We start from the raw sequence: 20,072 nt of genomic DNA, 5'->3' as shown, positions 1-20,072 counted from the left end.
CAAGGACGGTGCTGCGGCGGGGCAGCGGTGTTCCGTGCTGGCGATGTCAGGTGGTGCGGCGGTACTTGCGTTGCGGTGACGCTGAACTGATGGAAGGTCATGGGATGCGGGCGTGCTCGGGACTGTCCGTCGCACTGCCCTCCGCCTTGCCGACCTCGCCGCTGTCCGGCTCCCGTGCGGCGGCGAGGCCGAGGGCGAGGGCGCCCAGCAGAGGCGCGTCGTAGGGGTGGGCGGCGGGGACCAGCTCCGGCGGGAACGGCAGGGCCGCGTCCAGGGCGCGGCGCAGCGGTCCGTGCAGGGCGTCCCAGGAGCGGACCAGCCCGCCGCCGACCGCGATCCGGCGCGGGTCGACGGCCAGGGCCAGATTGACCAGGTGGAAGCTCAGCTCGTCCAGGAAGTCCGCCAGGACCTCCGCCACCTGCGGGTCGTGCGGCGCGCGGGCGAAGACGTCCTCGGCGCCGGTGGCCCCGGGCGGCAGGTGGCGTACGGCGTTCTCGAAGAGCGCCTTGCCGCTGACCACATCCTCCAGCGGCGTCCGTTCGTCGAGGGTCAGCCCGACGTCAGCGAGGCGGCGCAGCGCGTAACCGATCTCTCCGGAGGCCCCGTTGCTGCCGCTGACGACCCGGCCTCCGGCCACGATCGCGACCGCCAGTCCGGTGCCGAGATTGAGGTAGAGGCCCGGATCGCAGCCGCGCAACGCGCCCTCCTCCGCCTCGACGCCTGCGGCGGCCTTCACGTCCGTCGCCAGGCGCACCCGGGCGCCGGGGAAGGCGGCGCGCAGTTCGCGGCCGAGTGCGAGTCCGCTCCAGCCGGGGATGTTGGGGGCCAGCTCGACGCCGGTCTCGCCGGGGATGCCGATCGTGGCGACGCCGATCGCGGTCAACTCCCGTGCGGGCGCGACCTCGGCGAGGAGTTCGCGGGCGGCGGACACCGCGCGCTTCAGGCTCGACTCCGCTCCCTGTTCGGCTGCGGTGGGCACGGTGACGGACCCGAGTCGTGTCCCGTGGGCGTCCACGACGGCCAGGGCGGTCTTGGTCCCGCCGAAGTCGATGCCCAGGACGACTGGTTGTGGCACGTGCGGCTCCTCGCGTGAATCTCGAGACGGACCCAGGTGCTGATTAAGTTAGGAAACTAAACTATGGGCGGGGTCCCGACAATGGGGCAGTCGAAACGATCAATAACGTCTCCGCAACGGGGCCGCCGGGGCGGGCTGGGGTGGGCTGGGGTGGCCGGGGAGCGATCGCGATCGGCCACGTGCGTGGCAAATCTGGCTGACGTACTGTCATGTGCTGGTCGCAGTCCGGTCTATGCTCGGTCGGGGGAGGAGAGGGGGTGGGCGACGGTGGAGACGTCGCTTCTGCTCGGCTGCGATGCCGAGGACCTGATGCGGATGCGCCTTTCGATCTCACCACTGCGCAATCTGGTCGACGCCCTCCATGACGGCCCCCGCGCGGACGGCGGGGTCGCGCGGGAACGCTGGTGGGCGACGGCGCGACGGCAGGTGCCGCAGCGGGCACTGCCCGTCGTGGAACTGATCAATGCTCATCCACGGTTCGTGCCGCTGCCGCTGGTCCCCTTCGTGCCAGGGATGGGCGACGACCTGGAGTCCGAGCTGGAGGCGCTGGAGGCTGCCGAGCCCGAACGGATCTCCCGCGAGATCGAGCTCTACGTGACCCGCGCCGGACTCACCCGCCCACCCACCGCGCTGCTGCGCCTGCGCGACGGCGGGCAGCGCGAGGTTCGTGGCCTGGTCTCCGCGATGCGCTCCCTCTTCTCCGCGTGCATGGCCGACGGCTGGAGCGGCATGCGGGCGGCGCTGCGGCGGGACATGGCTGACGTGAGCGAGCGTGCCGCCTCGCTCGGCCTGGCCTCGGCGGCGGGTTCGGTGCACCCGGGAATCAGCTGGCAAGGCGGTGCGGGCGCGTTGCTCGTCCCGGTCCCCGGCCTGGCCGCCGACGCGCGGGTCGAGCTCGGCGGGCGGGGGCTGGTGCTGGTGCCGAGCCTCTTCGGCCTGAATCAGTGCCTGCCGGTGCTGGACCCGAGCCGGCCGCCGACCCTGGTCTACCCGGCCCGGTCGCGCGGCTCGATCCCGCGTGGCGGCGACGGCCTGGCCGTGCTGATCGGCCAGGGCCGGGCCCGCGCCCTGCGCGCCATCGGCGGCGGCTGCACCACCGGCGAGCTGGCCGCGCGCCTGGGCGTGAGCGCGCCCACCGCTTCGCAGCACACGACCGCGCTGCGCAACGCGGACCTCATCGCCAGCGTCCGCGAGGGCCAGCGCGTCCGCCATGTGCTCACCGACCTGGGGGACGCGCTGGTCTGTGCGAACCCGGGCTCCGGCTGAGCTTTTAGGCTCTCCCCCTAAAAGCTGGTCTCTCGTCCGCTCGACTGTCACGCTGCTGCGACACCCCTCAACGGGGCCCCGCCGCTGCGGCTTCCGCGATTGTGGGCCTCGTCGCCGTGAGACCTTCCGACCGGCGAGCGGGGGCTGGAGCCCGGAACCGGGGACCGGACTCCAGCCCCCGCTTCGCGCCGTCCTCGGGGGCGAAGCGGATGGAGTGGATGGAGTGGACGGAGCGTCACGTCGTGATCCATGATCAGAAACGATCAGGGGATCATTCGTCACGTTTCGGCTTTACCCTCGGGGGATCACGTCATGACCAGCGCACCGCCCTACCGCCTCGACATCCACGGCAGCGACCATCACGGCGAGAACGCCGCCCTGCGCGAGCGCGGCCCGGTCGCGCTGGTGGAGCTGCCGGGCGGCCTGACCGCCTGGGCCGTCACCGGCCACGACGAACTGCAGTCGCTGCTCGCCGACGCCCGCGTCGCCAAGAACCCGGGCAACTGGAACGCGCTGCAGGAGGGTCGGGTCCCGGCGGACTGGCCGCTGCTCGGCATGATCACCATTCCCGGGATGACCTCGGCCGACGGAGAGGACCACCGGCGGCTGCGCGGGCTGGTCAGCCGGGGCTTCACGCCGCGCCGGGTGGAGGCGCTGCGCCCGCAGGTCGAAGCGATCGTCGCCGAACTGCTGGACCGGATGGCCACGCTCGCCCCCGGCCCGGTCGACCTGCGCGAGCACTTCGCCTACCCGCTGCCGATGCGGGTCATCGGCGAACTGCTGGGCATTCCTGAGGAGTTGCGCGACGAGCTGCACGAGCACTCGGGCGTCGTGGTACGCAGCTCGGCCACGCCCGAGCAGGCGATCGCGGCACAGCGCGGGCTGTTCGGCGTCCTGGGCGCGGTCGCGGCCGAACGCCGAGCGCAGCCGGGCGACGACCTGACCAGCGACCTGATCGCGGCACGCGAGGCGGGGGAGTCCGGCCCGGGCGACCGGCTCAGCGAGCAGGAGGTCGTCGGCACGATGATGCTCATGCTGATCGCCGGCCACGCGACGACGCTCAACCTGATCACCAACGCCGTGCGCGCGCTGACCGCCTTCCCCGAGCAGCGCGAGCTGGTCCGCTCCGGTGCGGTCCCGTGGTCCGCGGTGGTGGAGGAGACGCTGCGCTACGACTCGCCGGTCAACCACTTCCTCATGCGCTTCGCGCTGGACGACATCGAGATCGGCGGCGTGGTCATCCGCCGCGGCGACGGCATCCTCGCCTCCTACACCGCGGCGGGTCGCGACCCGCGCCACTACGAGGAGGCGGACCGCTTCGACGTCACCCGCGAGCCGAACCGCCACCTCTCGCTCGGCCACGGCCTGCACTTCTGCCTCGGCGCGCCGTTGGCCCGCCTGGAGGCGGAGGTCGCGCTGCGCGAGCTGTACGCGCGCTTCCCGCAGGTCCGGGCCGTGGGCGAGCCGGTGCCGATCGCCTCGTTCCTCAGCAACAGCGTCCAGACGCTGCCGGTGACGCTGAAGGGCTGAGTTGACGGACTGAGCTGGGCCGGCCGGGGCGGTCGGGGCGGGACTGTGCGCCGCATCTCTTTTGCACCTTGTTGCATAACGTTCCGCCCCGGCCCTACCGTGGAGGCCGACACCGGACGCGCCGGCTGCGAGGAGACGCCCGATGACCGCCTACCCCCACCTGCTCCGCCCCCTCGACCTGGGCTTCACCACGCTGCCCAACCGGGTGCTGATGGGCTCCCTGCACGTGGGCCTGGAGGAGGCCCCGGACGGCTTCGAGCGGATGGCCGAGTTCTACGCCACCCGCGTCCGCGGCGGCGTCGGCCTGATCGTCACCGGCGGCATCGCCCCGAACGAGGCCGGGCGCCCCTTCGAGGGCGGCTCGATGCTGACCACCGAAGCCGAGGCGGCGCAGCACCGCGTCATCACCGACGCCGTGCACGCGGCGGGCGGCAAGATCGCTCTGCAGATCCTGCACTTCGGTCGTTACGCCTACCACCAGGACCTGGTCGCCCCGAGCCCGCTGCAGGCGCCGATCAGCCCCTTCGTGCCGAACGAGCTGACGGACGAGCAGGTCGAGCAGACCGTCGAGGACTTCGTCCGCTGCGCGGCGCTCGCCCAGCAGGCGGGCTACGACGGCGTCGAGATCATGGGCTCCGAGGGCTATCTGATCAACGAGTTCATCGCCGCCCCCACCAACCGCCGCACCGACCGCTGGGGCGGCTCCTACGAGAACCGGATGCGCTTCCCCGTCGAGATCGTCCGGCGGGTGCGCGAGCGGGTCGGGGCCGAGTTCATCCTCATCTACCGCCTCTCGATGCTGGACCTCATCCCCGGCGGCTCGACCTTCGACGAGGTCGTACAGCTCGGCAAGGCGGTCGAGGCGGCGGGCGCGACCATCATCAACACCGGCATCGGCTGGCACGAGGCGCGGATCCCGACCATCGCCACCTCCGTCCCGCGCGGCGCCTACACCTGGGTCACCAAGAAGCTGATGGGCCAGGTCTCCGTCCCGCTGGTCACCAGCAACCGGATCAACACCCCGGAGCTCGCGGAGGAGCTGCTCGCCTCCGGCACCGCCGACCTGGTCTCGCTGGCCCGCCCGCTGCTGGCCGACCCGGACTTCGTGGCCAAGGCGGCGGCGGGGACCCCGCAGGCCGTCAACACCTGCATCGGCTGCAACCAGGCCTGCCTCGACCACACCTTCAGCCTCAAGATCGCCTCCTGCCTGGTCAACCCGCGCGCCTGCCACGAGACCGAGCTGGTCCTCTCGCCCACCCGGCTGCGCAAGCACGTCGCCGTGGTCGGCGCCGGACCGGCCGGCCTGGCCTGCGCGGTCTCCGCAGCCGAACGCGGCCACGAGGTCACCCTCTTCGACGCCGCCGACACCATCGGCGGTCAGCTCAACCTGGCCCGCCGGGTGCCGGGCAAGGAGGAGTTCGACGAGACCCTGCGCTACTACCGGTACCAGCTCGACGCGTTGGGCGTGCGGGTGCGGCTCTCCACCTACGTCGACGCCGAGACCCTGGCTGGCGACGGCGACGGCAATGGCTACGACGAGATCGTCCTCGCCACCGGCGTCACGCCGCGCACGCCCGAGATCCCCGGCGTCGACCACCACAGCGTCGTCAGCTACGTGGACGTCCTGCGCGGTGAGGCGGAGGTCGGCGAGCGCGTCGCCATCCTGGGCGCGGGCGGTATCGGCTTCGACGTCGCCGAGTTCCTCACCGACCCGGGCGAGCAGGCGAGCCTGCGCCCGGAGGTCTTCTTCGAGCAGTGGGGCGTCGACACCGAGCACCGCACCCCCGGCGGCCTCACCGCGCCCGTCCGACACCGCTCCCCGCGCCAGGTGCACCTGCTCCAACGCAAGACCAGCAAGGTCGGCGAGGGCCTCGGCAAGACCACCGGCTGGATCCACCGCGCCGAGCTCAAGCACCGCGGCGTCACCTCGGTTTCCGGCGCCTCGTACCGGCGCATCGACGACGCCGGCCTGCACCTCACCGTCGACGGCGAGGAGCGCGTCCTGCCGGTCGACACCGTCGTCCTCTGCACCGGCCAGGACCCGCGCCGCGAACTCCAGCAGGCGCTGCTGGACCGAGGGCTGAAGCCCCACATCATCGGCGGCGCGGACGTGGCCGCCGAGCTCGACGCCAGGCGCGCCATCGACCAGGGCACCCGCCTGGCGGCGACGCTGTAGGCGGCTATGCCCCATTCGCGCGTCCTGGTCCCGGCCGGATTCGAACCGGCGTTTCCCCTTGCCGAGTCGGCCCGACCGCTTCGGCGTCCGCCCGGACAGCGCGCGTCAGCCTAACCGTCACTCCGTCTGACGTGCGACTGCGTTTCTGTGGCCTGACGTTCGCGCACAACGACGGACCCTGCGCGGCGGGGTGGCTGCGCGGGGTCCGTCGGGTGGTTCCGGGGGTGTGTCCGGGGTGGGTCAGCCCTTGCGGGTCTTGATCTCCTCGGTGAGCTGGGGCAGGACCGTGAACAGGTCGCCGACGACGCCGAAGTCGGCGAGTTCGAAGATCGGCGCCTCCGGGTCCTTGTTCACCGCGACGATCGTCTTGGACGTCTGCATGCCCGCCCGGTGCTGGATCGCACCCGAGATGCCGTTCGCGATGTACAGCTGCGGCGAGACCTGCTTGCCGGTCTGCCCGACCTGGTTGGAATGCGGATACCAGCCCGCGTCCACCGCGGCGCGGGACGCGCCCACGGCCGCACCCAGGGAGTCGGCCAGTGCCTCCACGACGGAGAAGCCCTCCGCCGCGCCCACGCCACGCCCGCCGGAGACCACGATCGCGGCCTCGGTCAGCTCCGGACGCCCGGTCGAGACCCGCGCGGTGCGGGAGGTGACCTTCGTGCCCGTCGCCGCCGGGGAGAAGGCGACGGTGACGGTCTCGATGGTGCCGGCGGCCGGGGCCTGCTCCGGGGCGGCCGCGTTCGGCTTGACCGTGATCACCGCGATGCCCTGCGACACACGGGAGGTGACGGTGAACGACGCCGCGAACGCCGACTGCGTCGCCACCGGACCCTGCTCGCCCGCGGTGAGGTCGACGGCGTCGGTGATCACACCCGAACCCAGGCGCAGCGCCAGCCGCGCCGCGATCTCCTTGCCCTCACCCGAGGACGTCACCAGCACCGCCGCCGGGTTCACACTCGCCGCGATCTGCGCCAGCGCGTCGACCTTCGGCACCACCAGATAGTCCGCGAACTCGGACGCCTCCGCGGTCACGACGCGCTCGGCGCCGAACTCGCCCGCCTTCGCCGCGACAGCGGCAGCCGCATCGCCCGCGCCCAGCACCACCGCGACCGGCGTGCCGATGCGACGCGCCAGCGTCAGCAGCTCCAGCGCGGGCTTACGCACGACACCGTCCACATGGTCCACCAGGACCAGAATCTCAGCCATGATCAAAACTCCAGAAGAAGGGAAAACGGTCCGGTGGGCTAGATGAACTTCTGCGCGGCCAGGAACTCGGCCAGCTGCCTGCCGCCCTCGCCCTCGTCCTTCACGACCGTCCCCGCCGTACGGGCCGGACGCGCCACGGCCGCGTCCACCACGGTCCACGCCCCCGCCAACCCCACCCGCTCGGCGTCCAACCCCAGGTCGTCCAGATCCCAGGACTGCACCGGCTTCTTCTTCGCCGCCATGATCCCCTTGAAGGACGGGTACCGCGCCTCACCCGACTGGTCCGTCACACTGACCACCGCGGGAAGGGACGCCTCCAGCACCTCCGTCGCCGAGTCACCATCACGGCGACCCGTCACCGTGCCACCGTTCACCGCGACCTCGGAGACCAGCGTCACCCCGGGCACGCCCAAGCGCTCCGCCAGCAGCGCCGGCACCACACCCATCGTCCCGTCCGTCGACGCCATCCCACACACCACCAGGTCGAACCCGGCCCTGCCCACCGCAGCCGCCAGCACCGCAGAAGTAGCGATCGCATCCGACCCGTGAATGTCGTCGTCGTTCACGTGCACGGCCTTGTCCGCACCCATCGACAACGCCTTACGCAACGCGTCCTTCGCGTCGTCGCCACCCACCGTCAGCACGGTCACCTCGGCGTCCCCCGACGCCTCCGCGATCCGCAACGCCTGCTCCACCCCGTACTCATCCAGCTCCGACAACAGGCCGTCGACCCCGTCACGGTCGGTCGTGAAATCCTCCGCAAACCGACGATCCCCCGTCGCGTCGGGCACGTACTTCACACAGACAACGATCCTCAAGCTCACGACCTGTCTCCTGTACTGGTCACCACTCACTCCCACAGCGGGGCTGGCTACTCGCACCATAAGGGTACTGAGTGCCATCTGCCAAGGCACTGAGTGCCATCGGTCGAGTGGCCTGCGGCACTACCGCGACTGCGGTGCGACCGCCGCGTCCAGCAGCGGCCCGAGCTCGGCGTTCATCGCCTCGAACGCACGGACGCTCTGCTCGGCGCGAGCGATGAGCAGCGCGCCCTCCAGGGAGCTGATCACGAGCGTGGCCAGTGACGATGCCCGCGCCGCAGGGATGCAGAGCTCGCCGAGCGCGGCGGTGAGTGGCGCCTGCCAGCCGGCGAAGGCCGTGGCGGCTGCCACCCGCGCGGGCGCCGACGACTCGGCGCAGTCGATCGTCACCGCGGCAATCGTGCAGCCGAAGGTGTAGTCGGTGGCCGTCAGCTCCACGGTCCACTGCCGGACCATCGCCGCGAGGAGCCCGCTCGGCCTGCGCTCCTGCCCGCCGAGAGCGTCGAGAGCGTCGAGATGTCGGGTCACCCGCCGGGCGGCGTAGCGGCCTGCCCAGCCGACCGCCTCGTTGACGAGTTGCTCCTTGCCGCCCGGGAAGTAGTGCTGCAGTGAACCGCGCGGAGCGTTCGCGTGCTCGGCGACGTCGCGCATGCCGGTCGCGCCCACCCCGTCGCGACGGATCAGCTGGGCCGCGCTGACGACCAGGCGCTCGCGCGGTCCGTGCTCGGACGCTGGCATCTCGACGACCTCCAGGGGGCGGGCCTCACGGGCGACGTGCGGGTCGGTCCAGCCTATAGATGCCGGTCACGCCCTCGCGGGTGCTGCGGCGCACGGCGTCGGGCAGCCGGCGGGCCAGCGCGCCGAGCAGGGCCGACCGGCCGTGGGCGACGTCGACGGAGAGACGGCTGATGCCGCGCCCGCGGGCGCGGGTCAGCAGCGACTCGGTCATGGCCCGGCCCAGACCCTGGCGCTGCCAGGCATCCGCGACCAGCAGGCCGAGCTCGGCGGTTTCGGCGTCGACGCGGGCGAGGGTGCCGAGACCGAGGACCCGTCCGGTGAGCCGTTCGCGCGCGATCACGGCGTCGTGCTGTTCCGGCGGGCCCGCGAGCAGGCTGTCGAGATAGGCGGCGGGGAAGGCGCGCAACTGCGCGAAGAAGCGGAGCCGCACGGTCTCGGTCGAGCAGTCGGCGAAGAGTCCCTGGATGGCCGAGCGATCGCCGGTCCGCACGGCGTCGATCTGAACGGCGTCGATTTCTATGACGGCTGTCATAGCTCCCATTATTATGACGAGGGTCATAAGTGCAAGGTGTGCCGGAGCGTCGGCGCCCACGTGTCGGAGAAACGCAGTGGGCCCGCGGCTGCTCGCCGCGGGCCCACTGTTCGGGCTCAGGCCCGGTTGATGCTGCGTCAGGCCAGAGTGGCCAGCGCGTCGTTGAGCGTCTGAGACGGGCGCATGACGGCGGACGCCTTGGTGACGTCGGGCTGGTAGTAGCCGCCGATCTCGACCGGGGAGCCCTGGACCGCGATGAGCTCGGCGACGATCGCCTGCTCCTGCTCGGCCAGCGTCTTGGCCAGACCCGCGAAGGCCTCGGCCAGCTGCGCGTCCTCGGTCTGCGCGGCCAGCTCCTGGGCCCAGTACAGAGCCAGGTAGAAGTGGCTGCCGCGGTTGTCGATGCCGCCCAGGCGACGGCTCGGCGACTTGTCCTCGTTCAGGAAGGTGCCGGTGGCCCGGTCCAGCGTGTCGGCCAGGATCTGCGCGCGCGCGTTGTCCGTGGACGTGGCCAGGTGCTCGAAGCTGGCGGCCAGCGCGAAGAACTCGCCCAGGCTGTCCCAGCGCAGGTAGTTCTCCTTGAGCAACTGCTGCACGTGCTTCGGGGCGGAGCCGCCCGCGCCCGTCTCGAACAGGCCGCCGCCGTTGATCAGCGGGACCACCGAGAGCATCTTGGCGCTGGTGCCCAGCTCCAGGATCGGGAACAGGTCGGTCAGGTAGTCGCGCAGCACGTTGCCGGTGACCGAGATGGTGTCCTCGCCGCGACGGATGCGCTCCAGCGAGAAGGCGGTGGCCGCCTCCGGGGACATGATCTCGATCTGCAGGCCGTCGGTGTCGTGCTCCGGCAGGTACTGCTTGACCTTGGCGATCAGGTTGGCGTCGTGCGCGCGGGTCTCGTCCAGCCAGAAGACGGCCGGGGAGCCGGTGGCGCGGGCGCGGGTGACGGCGAGCTTGACCCAGTCGCGGATCGGCACGTCCTTGGTCTGGCAGGCGCGGAAGATGTCACCGGCGGCGACCGGCTGCTCCAGCACGACGTTGCCCTCGGTGTCGACCAGGCGGACGGTGCCGTCGGCCGGGATCTCGAAGGTCTTGTCGTGGCTGCCGTACTCCTCGGCGGCCTGGGCCATCAGGCCCACGTTGGGGACGGAGCCCATGGTCGACGGGTCGAACGCGCCGTGGGCGCGGCAGTCGTCGAGGACGACCTGGTAGACGCCGGCGTAGCTGCTGTCCGGCAGCACGGCCAGGGTGTCGGCCTCGTCGCCGTCCGGGCCCCACATGTGGCCGGAGGTGCGGATCATGGCCGGCATCGAGGCGTCGACGATGACGTCGGACGGCACGTGCAGGTTGGTGATGCCGCGGTCGGAGTCGACCATGGCCAGGGCCGGGCCCTCGGCGATCTCGGCGGCGAAGGAGGCCTTGATCGCGTCGCCCTCGGGGAGAGCGGCCAGGCCGTTCAGGATCGCGCCCAGGCCGTCGTTCGGGCTCAGGCCGGCGGCGGCGAGGGTCTGGCCGTACTCGGCGAAGGTCTTCGGGAAGAAGGCGCGCACGACGTGGCCGAAGATGATCGGGTCGGAGACCTTCATCATCGTGGCCTTGAGGTGCACCGAGAAGAGCACGTCCTCGGCCTTGGCGCGGGCGATCTGCGCGGTCAGGAACTCGCGCAGCGCGCCGACGTGCATGACGCTCGCGTCGACGACCTCGCCCGCGAGGACGGGGACGGACGGGCGCAGCACCGTGGTGCTGCCGTCGGCGGCGACCAGCTCGATGCGGAGGCTGCCGTCCTTGGCGATCACGGCGGACTTCTCGCTGTGGCGGAAGTCGTTCTCGCCCATGGTGGCGACGTTGGTCTTGGAGTCCGCGCTCCACGCGCCCATGCGGTGAGGGTGGGTCTTGGCGTAGTTCTTGACCGAGAGCGGCGCGCGGCGGTCGGAGTTGCCCTCGCGCAGGACCGGGTTGACGGCGCTGCCCTTGACCTTGTCGTAGCGGACGCGGACGTCCTTGTCCTCGTCGGACTTCGGGTCGTCCGGGTAGTCCGGCAGCGCGTAGCCCTGCGCCTGCAGCTCGGCGATCGCGGCCTTGAGCTGCGGGATCGACGCGGAGATGTTGGGCAGCTTGATGATGTTCGCGCCCGGCGTCCTGGCGAGCTCGCCGAGCTCGTGCAGCGCGTCCGGGATCCGCTGGGCCTCGGTGAGACGCTCGGGGAAGCTGGCGATGATGCGCCCGGCGAGGGAGATGTCACGCGTCTCCACCGTGACGCCCGCCGTCGAGGCGTACGCCTGGATCACCGGCAGGAGCGAATACGTCGCCAGGGCCGGGGCCTCGTCGGTGTGCGTATAGATGATGGTCGAGTCAGTCACCGGTACTCCCGCTTCACGTCTACAACGTCTCGACATCAAGATATCTTGTCCGAGCCGCTTCCGGGTACCGGCGTCCCCTGGGTGGCGGTGCGCGCGCCTGCGGGCAGCGTGAGGAGCGGGCTGTGGACATCGGGCACGGCCGACGCCAGGGCGACGCACAGGCGCAGGCGGAGTTCGTCGGCGCGGTGGGGGTGGGTGACGACCACGGCGTCCGGAGTGACCCGGAGGGAGAAGGGCGAGGGTTCGTCGGGGTCGAGGGGCGTGCCGGTGAGCGTGGTGCAGGTCGCGTAGACGCACAGGCCGGTCGAGGGCTGGACGGCGGCGGCGACCGGGAAGGCCGCATACGGGCCGAAGGCGTTGGCGTGCTCGGCGGGGGTCACGGTGACGGCCTCGGGTTCGAAGCCGTGCAGCGGGGCGAGTGCGCTGAGGGTGCCGTCGGTCGGGTGCCGGACGAGCGTCCAGTGTCGACCACGGCGGGTGACGGGCGGCGTGGCGGCGGCGACTGCGTAGCCGCCGGTGCGAATCTGCCAGCCGGCGGGTGCGAGGACGGCGTGCAGACGCAGCTCGAAACGGCCGTCGAGGAGGGTGACCGTCTCGACGCGGGCGCCCACCGTGGCGTCGACGGCGTAGGCCGAGGCCGCCAGAGGCGGTCCGACCTGGAGGCCGGGGAGCGGAGTGATGCGTCCGCGCGGGATGGTCAGCGTGCCGTCGGGGGAGGTGAGGACGAGTTCGTTGTCCGCTTGCCGCGCGGAGAGCACCGGGCCGGTGTGCGTGGTGAAGGCCAGCTTGGCATAGTGCGGATCGCTGAGGCGCTCGCTGGGCGCACTGTGCGGGGTGGCGTGGGGGTCGAGGCCGTCGCTGCCGTGGTTGTGGACGCGTACGATGCCGTCCGCCTTCGTGCCCTGGACCAGCCAGTTGACGCCTGCGAGCAGCCGCACGGTGTCACCGGTGTCGACGGGGAGCGGCTGCTCGGTCGCGGTCCAGGCCGGGTGGTCGGCGGAGAGCAGCAGCCCGATGAAGCCCTTGCTGGCCCAGTAGGGAGAGGCCGGACCGGAATACGCCTGGGTGATGCCGGGGCAGGGCGCGTGCCAACCTCGCGTCAGTATCCCGTCGGCGTCCGGAGCTCCGTGCTTGGCGAAGTGCCGCAGCATCCCGGAGGCCGCGCGCCGTGCGAGGCCGGACGGGCCGGGGGAGCAGTCGAACAGCTCGCCCATCCACAGAGGTGCGGCTGCAGCGAAGCGGTAGGTGAGCGACCGCCCTTGGTGCAGTGGCGCGCCGTCGCCGCCGATGAGGTGGACGTAGTCGGCGAGGAAGAGCCGAAGCCGCTCGCGGTAGCGCGCGCCGAGCTGGTCGGCGAGCGCGGCACGCGGGCCGTCGGCGGCGACTCGGGTCCACAGCAGCGGGTAGAGGTGCAGCGCCCAGCCGTTGTAGTGGTCGACGCGCAGGCCGCCGGTGATGTGGCCGCCGGTGGTGCCGTACGGGCCGTCGCTGTACCAGCCGTGTCCGAGGTACCAGTCTTCCAGTGCCTCGAGTCCGCGCCGGATCTCGGCGTCGTCGTGCAGCGCCCCGACCGAGGAGAGGAACTCCTCGACCGTCGTTTGGAAGAGCATCCAGTTGTTGTCGACCGGCCGACGTCCGACGAAACCGCCCAGCCAGGCAGTGACCTGCTCCTGGGTGGTGGAGGAGAGCGCGTCCCAGAGCCAGTCGCGGGTCTCGTGCAATGCCAGCGCGACGGACGCGGCCTCGACCATCGGCTGGATGCGGTCCCTGTCGATGCGAGGCCACGCCTCGGGGTGGCGTGGATCGGCGCCTGCGGCGAGGCCGGTGGCGTAGCGCTCGAGCAGCTGGGCGGCCTCCATGCCGCGCCCGCGCGCCCCTGCGATGCGGAAGGCGGCAAGCAGGAACGTGCGGGCGAAGCCTTCCAGCGCGTCCGACGCGGGCCCGGACCAGGAGGGCGGTCCGGGCAGGGCGTAGCCGGCGAAGTGCGGCGACGCGTAGGGGAGCACCCCGTCGAGGAGTCGGTCCGCGTGTGCTTCCCAGTGGCTCCGATCCCAGCCGGTGAACGGGGAGCGGATGGTCGGGAGGGTGGGGGCTGGCTGCCGCATGCTGACCTGTCCCTTGCCTTGGAAAGCGGTTTCCGTGGTGGTGGGTCAGCATGCTAGCTCAGGGGTCCAGCTCAGGGGTTGGGTCGGGCGGCAGCTCCTGCCGTCCGAGAGGGAGACGTCCGGGTTGCCGGAGGCGTCGGCGATGGTGCGCAGTCGTAGAGCCGTTGCGGGTCCTGACGGCTCGTCTGCAATGCTGGAACGCTGACGGGGTGGCAGGTGGCGGTCACCCAGGACCTGACGCCGGCAGCCGGCGTACTGTCGCCGGTCCGTCCGGTTGCTGTGCCGGCCGTGGCACCCGGCATGCGCGCGGAACTGATCAGGACGTACCGCAGGCGTCCGTCGGCCACGTCCTGGCGCACGGCGCGGACCGTCGGCCAGGGCACCTGCTCGGTGAATCCGCCCATCGGCAGCACCCGCGCGCCCGTCGCGAGGATGAAGGGCGCGGCAGCCGTCCAACTCGTCGTCGCGAACAGGTAGCGCGCTGCGCCCCGGTGCGCGGTCGTATAGGCGAGCAGTGCGCGCTGGCCGGGATCGAGCGACGAGGGGCCGTCGCCGCCGCTGTCGAGGAGGCGTGCCCAGGAGGCGAAAGCGGCAGTGGCGCCGGCATTGTGCGAGGAGGACTTCGGTGTTGACGTCTGTGTCGCTGCCGGAGATCCCGACCCGGGCCCGAGCAGGGCGGTCGGCCCGAGCGCGCCCATCATCGAGTGCGGGTAGTGGGCATCGAACACACTCGAGGTCCAGGCGGTGGGCGCCAGCAGGGTCGTCACGAGCCCGGCGGCGACGGCTGCTGCTGCTCCTGCCCTGGCGAGGTACGGCCGTGGCCGCACGCCCAGCGCCCGGAGCAGGATCGGCAGCAGAAGCAGCCCGACGCAGAGACCACCCAGCAGCGTGACCGTCGGCGTCACCCAGGGCCGGAAGCCCTGGTACGGGCGGCTCAGCACGACCGCCCACACCGCTGTCGCCGCGACGGTCACCGGCAGTGCGAGCGCCCGGATGGTGCCCGAGCGCGCCTCCACACGTGCGCCGGACTCCACCACGCCGCTGCGGTACGACCGCCACAGCTGAGGCAGGCCCGCGCCGGAGAGAGCGGCCAACGGTGCGGCGATGACGCCCAGATAGTAGGCGTGCCCGGCGACGCTGCCCGCGCTGAGGACCACGAAGAAGCCCGCGAGCCAGCTGCCCCAGAGCACGTATCCGGCGCGCACCGGATCGGTTCGGGGTCGTCCGCGCCGCGCGAACAGTCCGGCCGCGAACCCGGCGAGGGCGGTCGGGTAGAGCCATCCGACTTGGGAGGCGAGCGACCCGCGCAGCAGCTTCGCCCAGCCGTCGCTCCTGGCGGCCTGCGGGATGGCGTTGTTCGTGTGGGTGCGCCCGCCGCTGTTGGGGTCGACGCCGCTGACGCCGCCACCGCGAACGGCGGACACGCTGCCCGTGCCCATGGCATTCAGGCCGACGGCGGAGAAGCGGTTCAGGAAGTTGTAGCCGACCACCATGCTGACCGGAGAATTGTCGGTCGTACCGTCCACGTACGGACGGTCGGCCGACGGTGTCACGGCGACGAGCGCCATCCAGGACGCAGACACGAGGACGGCGAGAGTGCCCGCAGCCGCGAGCTGAACGCAGCGCCTGCGCAGCGGCGTCGGAGAGGACATCAGATACACCGCAGCGAGCACCGGCAACACGGCGAAGGCTTCGAGCATCTTGGCCTGGAAGGCCAGCCCGACCCAGGTCGCGGCCAGGAGCAGCGTTCGCGTCCGACCGCTCTGTGCAGCGCGGGAGGTTGCTTCGGCGGCGAGCAGGAGCAGCAGGGTGAACGCCGGGTCCTCAACGGCTGTGCGGAAGAGTCCGGTCACAACCGGCGTCAGCATGAAGGCCAGGGCGGCGAGAACCCCCGCCGTTCGGCCGGCCCAGCGACGCACGAGTGTGTGCAGTACGCCCACGCTCACGACGCCTTCGACGACTTGCGGCAGGGTCAGCGCCCAGGGGTGGAATCCGAACAGTCGGGCGGCGACAGCTTGCGGCCAGAGAAAGCCCGGGAGTTTGTCGAGGGTGATGGTGTTACCGGGGTCGAACGATCCGAAGACGAAGCCCTTCCAGCTCAGCGTCATGCTGCGGACTGCATCCGCGTAGAAGGGATGGAACTGGCTCCGGCCGATCCCCCAGGCGAAGAGCACGGCTGAGAGGGCGCAGAGACCGAGGAGGATCAGCCGGTCGGCGATTGCTGCGCTTCCCTTGGGGCGGCCGGGGTGGACGGGTGCGGTGAACATGGGCATGCGGCGACTGTCGGTGGTCGCGGTCGAACCGGGGTGATCGGCAGGCCGAATGTGCCGGATTCCCAGGAAGATTTGGCCAATTCTTGACGCCCTGTCAGATGATCTATCTGCGGGTCGGATTGCGGCGCTGAGCTGGGGTTTTTCACTCTTGTGGGTGATGGTTTGGGCTTGGCGTGGGGCTGTTTGGGTGTCACAATTGTTCTATGGACGCCTCGATGTTCGGGGGCGGGTGTGAAGACGGAGATGCGTCCATGGGTGAGGGCTGTTCCGGCCCCTCGCTCGGGGATGTGTTCCGTGCGGACCCGCTGACCCCCAAGTCTTCCCGCCAGGCCCGCCACTGCGCGGAGCCCCTCCGCACCCTGCCCGCTTCCGCCCTCTCGTTTCTGGCCGCGTTGGCGGCGGAGGACGATGAGGTGCTGCACGCGGCCGGGGCCCGGTTCCAGTCCGAGCAACTCCTGGCGTTGGTGCGGTTCGAGGAAATGGTCGGCGCGGAGTTGGCGCGCCGCCTGGCGGTGTTCGACCGCACCGGCGGCGCGACCGCCGTCCGGTCCCGCACCACGAAGGGCTTCCTCCGCACCCACGGGCAGCTCGCGGACAAGCACGCGAACCAGCTGGTCGGCCGGGCCCGGGACCTGGACAAGCTCCGCAGCGTCCGTACCGCCCTCGCGGTGGGTGAGCTCTCCTCCAGCCAGGTGGAGGTCATCGCGAAGGAGATCGTCCCGGTCGAGGACCCGCAGGCCCGCCAGCAGGCCGAGGAACTCCTCATCGCCCAGGCCAAGGTCCTGCACCTCGCGCACCTGCGGACGGCCGCCCAGCAGGTCCACGCCCACCTCGTCGCCGAGGAAGACCCCAAGGCGGACGATGTTCCGGCGTCGTTCCAGTCCTGGGCGAAGCTGTCGCCGACCGGCACCTCGGACGACCCGTTCTGGGTCCTGTCCGGTGAACTGTCGCCGGTGGTCGGGGAGAAGCTCCGCGTCGCGCTGGAGGCCGCCATGGGCGCTCCCGTGGACGGGGACCCGCGCACCCACGCGGAGCGGATGGGCGACGCCATCGAAACCGTCGCCGACCTCGCGCTCGGCTCCGACAAGCTCCCCACCACGGGTGGCCAGCGTCCGCACCTCACCCTGATCGCGGACCTGGACGCGCTGCGGACGACCTGCCCCACCCACCCCACCCTCGACCACGACGAGTCCGAGGACGACGAGCCGGAAGAGGGCGGGGATGACCTGTCGGGGCTACTGCGCCCTCGGGTGGTGGCGACCACGACCCGGGGCTACCAGCTCCCCGCCTGGCAGGCCCGCAAGGAAGCCTGCGACTGCCAGCTCCGCGTCATCCTGACGCGGGGCCAGGACAAGCCCGTCTCGATCGGCCGCGCCACCCGCACCGTCCCCGCCCACCTGCGCGACGCGGTCATCGCCCGGGACCGGCACTGCGTCTGGCCCGGCTGCACCCGCCCCCCGACCTGGTGCGAAGCACACCACCTGACCCACTGGGCCGACGGCGGCCACACCAGCCTCGACAACCTCGCCCTCCTGTGCGGCGAACACCACACCGACCTCCACCAAACCGGCTGGGAACTCGAAATGATCAACGGCCAACCCCAAGCCGTCCCACCACCCGACACCCCACCACCCCCCAACACCAGATACCCCGGCTGACCCACAGCACGGCCCATGAGCCGCCCCACCAGGCGGCCCATCGGCACGCCCGCGTGCAGCACGGATCCGATTGGCTCGGTCATTGTGCGAGTGCGACGTGTATAACTCATGCATGTCCAAGAAGCCCGTCCCCGCTCTCGTGGTCACGCTCGAGGATGTCGCGCGGGTGGCCGGGGTGTCGCGGGCGACAGTGTCGCGGGTGGTGAACGGGAATGCCTCGGTTGCTGCGGGGCTGCGCAAGTCCGTGGAGAAGGCGATCGCCGCCACCGGGTACGTGCCCAATCTCGCTGCTCGCTCGCTGGTGACGCGTACGACCGGGTCCATCGCGCTGGCCGTCTCGGACATGAGCGCGGGGCAGATCTTCGCGGATCCGTTCTTCGGCCGGGTCGTCAGTGGAGTGACGCAGACCGTCCGCCCACGTGGCGTCCAGCTCATGCTCACCATCGTGGATGACGAGCCTTCCCGAAAGCAGTTGCTCAACTACCTGCGGCAGGGCCACGTCGACGGTGTGGTGCTGGTTTCCACGCACACGGACGACCCGCTGCCGGCGGACCTCGCCGCCGCCAAGGTGCCGGCCGTGCTCGCCGGGCGGCCGGCTGATCCGCTGCCGGTGAGCTTCGTCGAGGTGGACCAGCAGGCCGGTGTCTTTCTCGCGGTCGACCATCTTGTGGCGCTCGGGCGGCGGCGGATCGCCACCGCTTCGGGTCCGCTGGACACGCCCGCCGGACGCGTACGGCTGGAGGCCTTCCGGGAGCGGTTGGCGCATCACGGGCTCGCCGAATCGGCCTGGGCCGAGGGCGACTTCACCCAGGCCGGGGGAGCGGCCGCGATGCGCGGGCTGTTGGAGCGGGCACCGGACACCGATGCCGTGTTCGTCGCGTCGGACCTGATGGCGCTCGGTGCCGTGAGCGTGCTGCACCGCGCGGGACTGCGGATCCCGGAGGACCTGGCGGTGGTCGGCTTCGACGACAGCAACGTCGCGCTGACCTGCGATCCGCCGCTGACCACGGTGCGTCAGCCGGTGGAGGAGATGGCTGCTCAGATGGCGGAGCTGCTGCTTGAGCAGATCGCCTCTCCCGAGCGGCTGTTGCAGTCGCGGGTGTTCCAGCCGGAGCTCGTCGTCCGCGACAGCGCCTGACCGGGTGGGGAGGGCGGGGCCGCGCACCGGGATCCGGCCACGCGATGCCGGTACGATCCAGCCGCATGAGCAGCCCAGACAGGTTCGGCCCAGACAGGTTCGGCGCAGCCAGGTTCGGCGCAGACGGGTCCGGCGGCGAGCGGGTCGGCGCGCTGGACGCGGTGGACGCGGCATTGGTGCGGGAGCTGCAGCGGGACGGGCGGCTCAGCTATCAGGAGCTGGCCGAGCGGACGGGCGTCTCCCGCGAGGCGGCCCGGACCAGGGTGCAGCGGCTGCTGGCGCGGGGGCGCGTGCGAATCGTCGGGATCGTCGCGCCGCAGGTGGCCGGGCTGGCGGCGATGGCGCACGTCTCGCTCGACGTCGGCGGGCCGAGCGGGCCCGTGGCGCGGGTGGCGGCGGGGCGGGCTGCTGCGCGGTTCGTCTCCTGCACGGCTGGGGCGCGCGGCGTCGTGGTCGACCTGCGGGCCGCGGACGAGGATGCGCTGGACCGCGAGCTGGCCGTGCTGCGCAGTGCCCCCGGGGTGCGGGACGTGGAGGTCTTCCGCTGCGCGGAGCTGGTCAAGGACGCCTACTCGCCGCTGTGGCCGGACGGACGGAGAAGGCCCGGCGGCGGGCCCGTCTCCACCGGGCTCACCGCCGCCGATCTGGACGCCGTGGACCGGAGGCTGCTGGCGCTGTTGCAGGAGGACGGGCGGGCGGCGTTCGCGGCGCTGGCGCAGGAGGTCGGGCTCTCGGGACCGGCGGTCCGGGCGCGGGTGCTGCGTCTGCTGGACTCCGGCGCGGTCCACGTGACCGCGCTGATCGCGACCCGGGCGCTCGGCGTGCGGGAGGCGGCCGGGATCGGGCTGGGCGTGGGCTACGGGGGCGGGTACGGCAACGTGCATCAGGTGGCGCGCGAGGTGTCGGCGGTCCCGGGGGTGAACTTCGTCGCGCGCGGACACGGGCGCTTCGACCTGGTGTGCGGCGTGGACGCGCGGGACCGCGAGGAACTGCTGGTGGGGCTCGAAGCGGTCCGCTCGGTGGCGGGCGTGGCCCGGAGCGAGTCCTGGGTGCACATGGAGATCGTCAAGGAGAGCTACAGCTACGATCTGCCGACGCAGTAGGCGGATCTTTTGCATGGTGATGCGAATGCCATTGAATCGCTGGATGTGCGTGAAAGTCACGGCTTCTCATTCGCCGCATGAGATTGACGCC

The 20,072-nt window shown here is 71.6% G+C and carries 14 protein-coding genes; 6 read left to right on the top strand and 8 right to left on the bottom strand.

Going from position 1 to position 20,072, the window contains the following annotated elements; genetic code table 11:
• Positions 1-97: 97 nt before the first annotated feature.
• Positions 98-1,075: an ROK family protein gene (locus ABIA32_RS03270; RefSeq protein ID WP_370092216.1), complete on the bottom strand. Its 978-nt coding sequence runs from the start codon at positions 1,073-1,075 to the stop codon at positions 98-100.
• Positions 1,076-1,342: 267 nt separating this feature from the next.
• Between ABIA32_RS03270 and ABIA32_RS03265 the strand changes: the two genes are divergently transcribed.
• The 3 genes from ABIA32_RS03265 (at position 1,343) to ABIA32_RS03255 (ending at position 6,047) form a co-directional block, all read left to right on the top strand.
• Positions 1,343-2,341 (top strand): helix-turn-helix domain-containing protein, encoded by a 999-nt coding sequence (locus ABIA32_RS03265; RefSeq protein ID WP_370092215.1) that lies wholly within the window; start codon positions 1,343-1,345, stop codon positions 2,339-2,341.
• A gap of 312 nt (positions 2,342-2,653) precedes the next feature.
• Positions 2,654-3,871: a cytochrome P450 gene (locus tag ABIA32_RS03260; RefSeq protein WP_370092214.1), complete on the top strand. Its 1,218-nt coding sequence runs from the start codon at positions 2,654-2,656 to the stop codon at positions 3,869-3,871.
• Between the two features lie 142 nt (positions 3,872-4,013).
• Positions 4,014-6,047 carry an FAD-dependent oxidoreductase gene (locus tag ABIA32_RS03255; RefSeq protein WP_370092213.1) on the top strand — a complete coding sequence of 678 codons (2,034 nt, stop codon included), beginning with the start codon at positions 4,014-4,016 and terminating at the stop codon, positions 6,045-6,047.
• A gap of 240 nt (positions 6,048-6,287) precedes the next feature.
• On the opposite strand, the gene ABIA32_RS03250 is transcribed toward ABIA32_RS03255, so the two are convergent.
• From ABIA32_RS03250 to ABIA32_RS03220, 7 genes are all read right to left on the bottom strand, one after another.
• The gene (locus ABIA32_RS03250; RefSeq protein WP_370092212.1) at positions 6,288-7,256 is read right to left on the bottom strand and encodes an electron transfer flavoprotein subunit alpha/FixB family protein; all 969 of its coding nucleotides are present in this window, start codon (positions 7,254-7,256) and stop codon (positions 6,288-6,290) included.
• Positions 7,257-7,294: 38 nt separating this feature from the next.
• Positions 7,295-8,080 carry an electron transfer flavoprotein subunit beta gene (locus ABIA32_RS03245; protein WP_370092211.1) on the bottom strand — a complete coding sequence of 262 codons (786 nt, stop codon included), beginning with the start codon at positions 8,078-8,080 and terminating at the stop codon, positions 7,295-7,297.
• A gap of 120 nt (positions 8,081-8,200) precedes the next feature.
• Entirely contained in the window at positions 8,201-8,815 is a 615-nt protein-coding gene (locus tag ABIA32_RS03240; RefSeq protein WP_370092210.1) for a TetR family transcriptional regulator, read from the bottom strand.
• A 25-nt stretch (positions 8,816-8,840) separates the two neighbouring features.
• Entirely contained in the window at positions 8,841-9,347 is a 507-nt protein-coding gene (locus tag ABIA32_RS03235; protein WP_370092209.1) for an N-acetyltransferase family protein, read from the bottom strand.
• Positions 9,348-9,484: 137 nt separating this feature from the next.
• Entirely contained in the window at positions 9,485-11,704 is a 2,220-nt protein-coding gene (locus ABIA32_RS03230) for an NADP-dependent isocitrate dehydrogenase (protein WP_370092207.1), read from the bottom strand.
• 35 nt (positions 11,705-11,739) lie between these two features.
• Complete coding sequence (locus ABIA32_RS03225; RefSeq protein ID WP_370092206.1) at positions 11,740-13,809, bottom strand: DUF2264 domain-containing protein; 2,070 nt, start codon at positions 13,807-13,809, stop codon at positions 11,740-11,742.
• Positions 13,810-13,880: 71 nt separating this feature from the next.
• Positions 13,881-16,082 carry an ArnT family glycosyltransferase gene (locus ABIA32_RS03220; protein ID WP_370092205.1) on the bottom strand — a complete coding sequence of 734 codons (2,202 nt, stop codon included), beginning with the start codon at positions 16,080-16,082 and terminating at the stop codon, positions 13,881-13,883.
• A 251-nt stretch (positions 16,083-16,333) separates the two neighbouring features.
• On the opposite strand from ABIA32_RS03220, the gene ABIA32_RS03215 reads away from it, so the two are divergent.
• From ABIA32_RS03215 to ABIA32_RS03205, 3 genes are all read left to right on the top strand, one after another.
• Positions 16,334-17,740 (top strand): DUF222 domain-containing protein, encoded by a 1,407-nt coding sequence (locus ABIA32_RS03215; RefSeq protein WP_370092204.1) that lies wholly within the window; start codon positions 16,334-16,336, stop codon positions 17,738-17,740.
• A gap of 112 nt (positions 17,741-17,852) precedes the next feature.
• Positions 17,853-18,878, top strand: a complete 1,026-nt coding sequence (locus tag ABIA32_RS03210) for a LacI family DNA-binding transcriptional regulator (RefSeq protein ID WP_370092202.1) — start codon at positions 17,853-17,855, stop codon at positions 18,876-18,878.
• A gap of 65 nt (positions 18,879-18,943) precedes the next feature.
• Positions 18,944-19,981 (top strand): Lrp/AsnC family transcriptional regulator, encoded by a 1,038-nt coding sequence (locus tag ABIA32_RS03205; protein ID WP_370092201.1) that lies wholly within the window; start codon positions 18,944-18,946, stop codon positions 19,979-19,981.
• Positions 19,982-20,072: the final 91 nt, after the last annotated feature.

The sequence above is a fragment of the Streptacidiphilus sp. MAP12-20 genome (genome assembly GCF_041262525.1).
GTDB lineage: Bacteria > Actinomycetota > Actinomycetes > Streptomycetales > Streptomycetaceae > Streptacidiphilus.
Note: the sequence above shows the minus strand (reverse complement) of the source record. Positions and strands in the feature narration are given on the sequence as shown.

Bases quoted from the DNA above. Each gene is read 5' to 3' on its own strand.
- ABIA32_RS03210 (WP_370092202.1), top strand. From the start codon at position 17,853: ATGTCCAAGAAGCCCGTCCCCGCTCTCGTGGTCACGCTCGAGGATGTC.
- ABIA32_RS03240 (WP_370092210.1), bottom strand. From the start codon at position 8,815: ATGCCAGCGTCCGAGCACGGACCGCGCGAGCGCCTGGTCGTCAGCGCG.
- ABIA32_RS03205 (WP_370092201.1), top strand. From the start codon at position 18,944: ATGAGCAGCCCAGACAGGTTCGGCCCAGACAGGTTCGGCGCAGCCAGG.
- ABIA32_RS03260 (WP_370092214.1), top strand. From the start codon at position 2,654: ATGACCAGCGCACCGCCCTACCGCCTCGACATCCACGGCAGCGACCAT.
- ABIA32_RS03255 (WP_370092213.1), top strand. From the start codon at position 4,014: ATGACCGCCTACCCCCACCTGCTCCGCCCCCTCGACCTGGGCTTCACC.
- ABIA32_RS03235 (WP_370092209.1), bottom strand. From the start codon at position 9,347: ATGACAGCCGTCATAGAAATCGACGCCGTTCAGATCGACGCCGTGCGG.
- ABIA32_RS03215 (WP_370092204.1), top strand. From the start codon at position 16,334: ATGGGTGAGGGCTGTTCCGGCCCCTCGCTCGGGGATGTGTTCCGTGCG.
- ABIA32_RS03250 (WP_370092212.1), bottom strand. From the start codon at position 7,256: ATGGCTGAGATTCTGGTCCTGGTGGACCATGTGGACGGTGTCGTGCGT.
- ABIA32_RS03220 (WP_370092205.1), bottom strand. From the start codon at position 16,082: ATGCCCATGTTCACCGCACCCGTCCACCCCGGCCGCCCCAAGGGAAGC.
- ABIA32_RS03225 (WP_370092206.1), bottom strand. From the start codon at position 13,809: ATGCGGCAGCCAGCCCCCACCCTCCCGACCATCCGCTCCCCGTTCACC.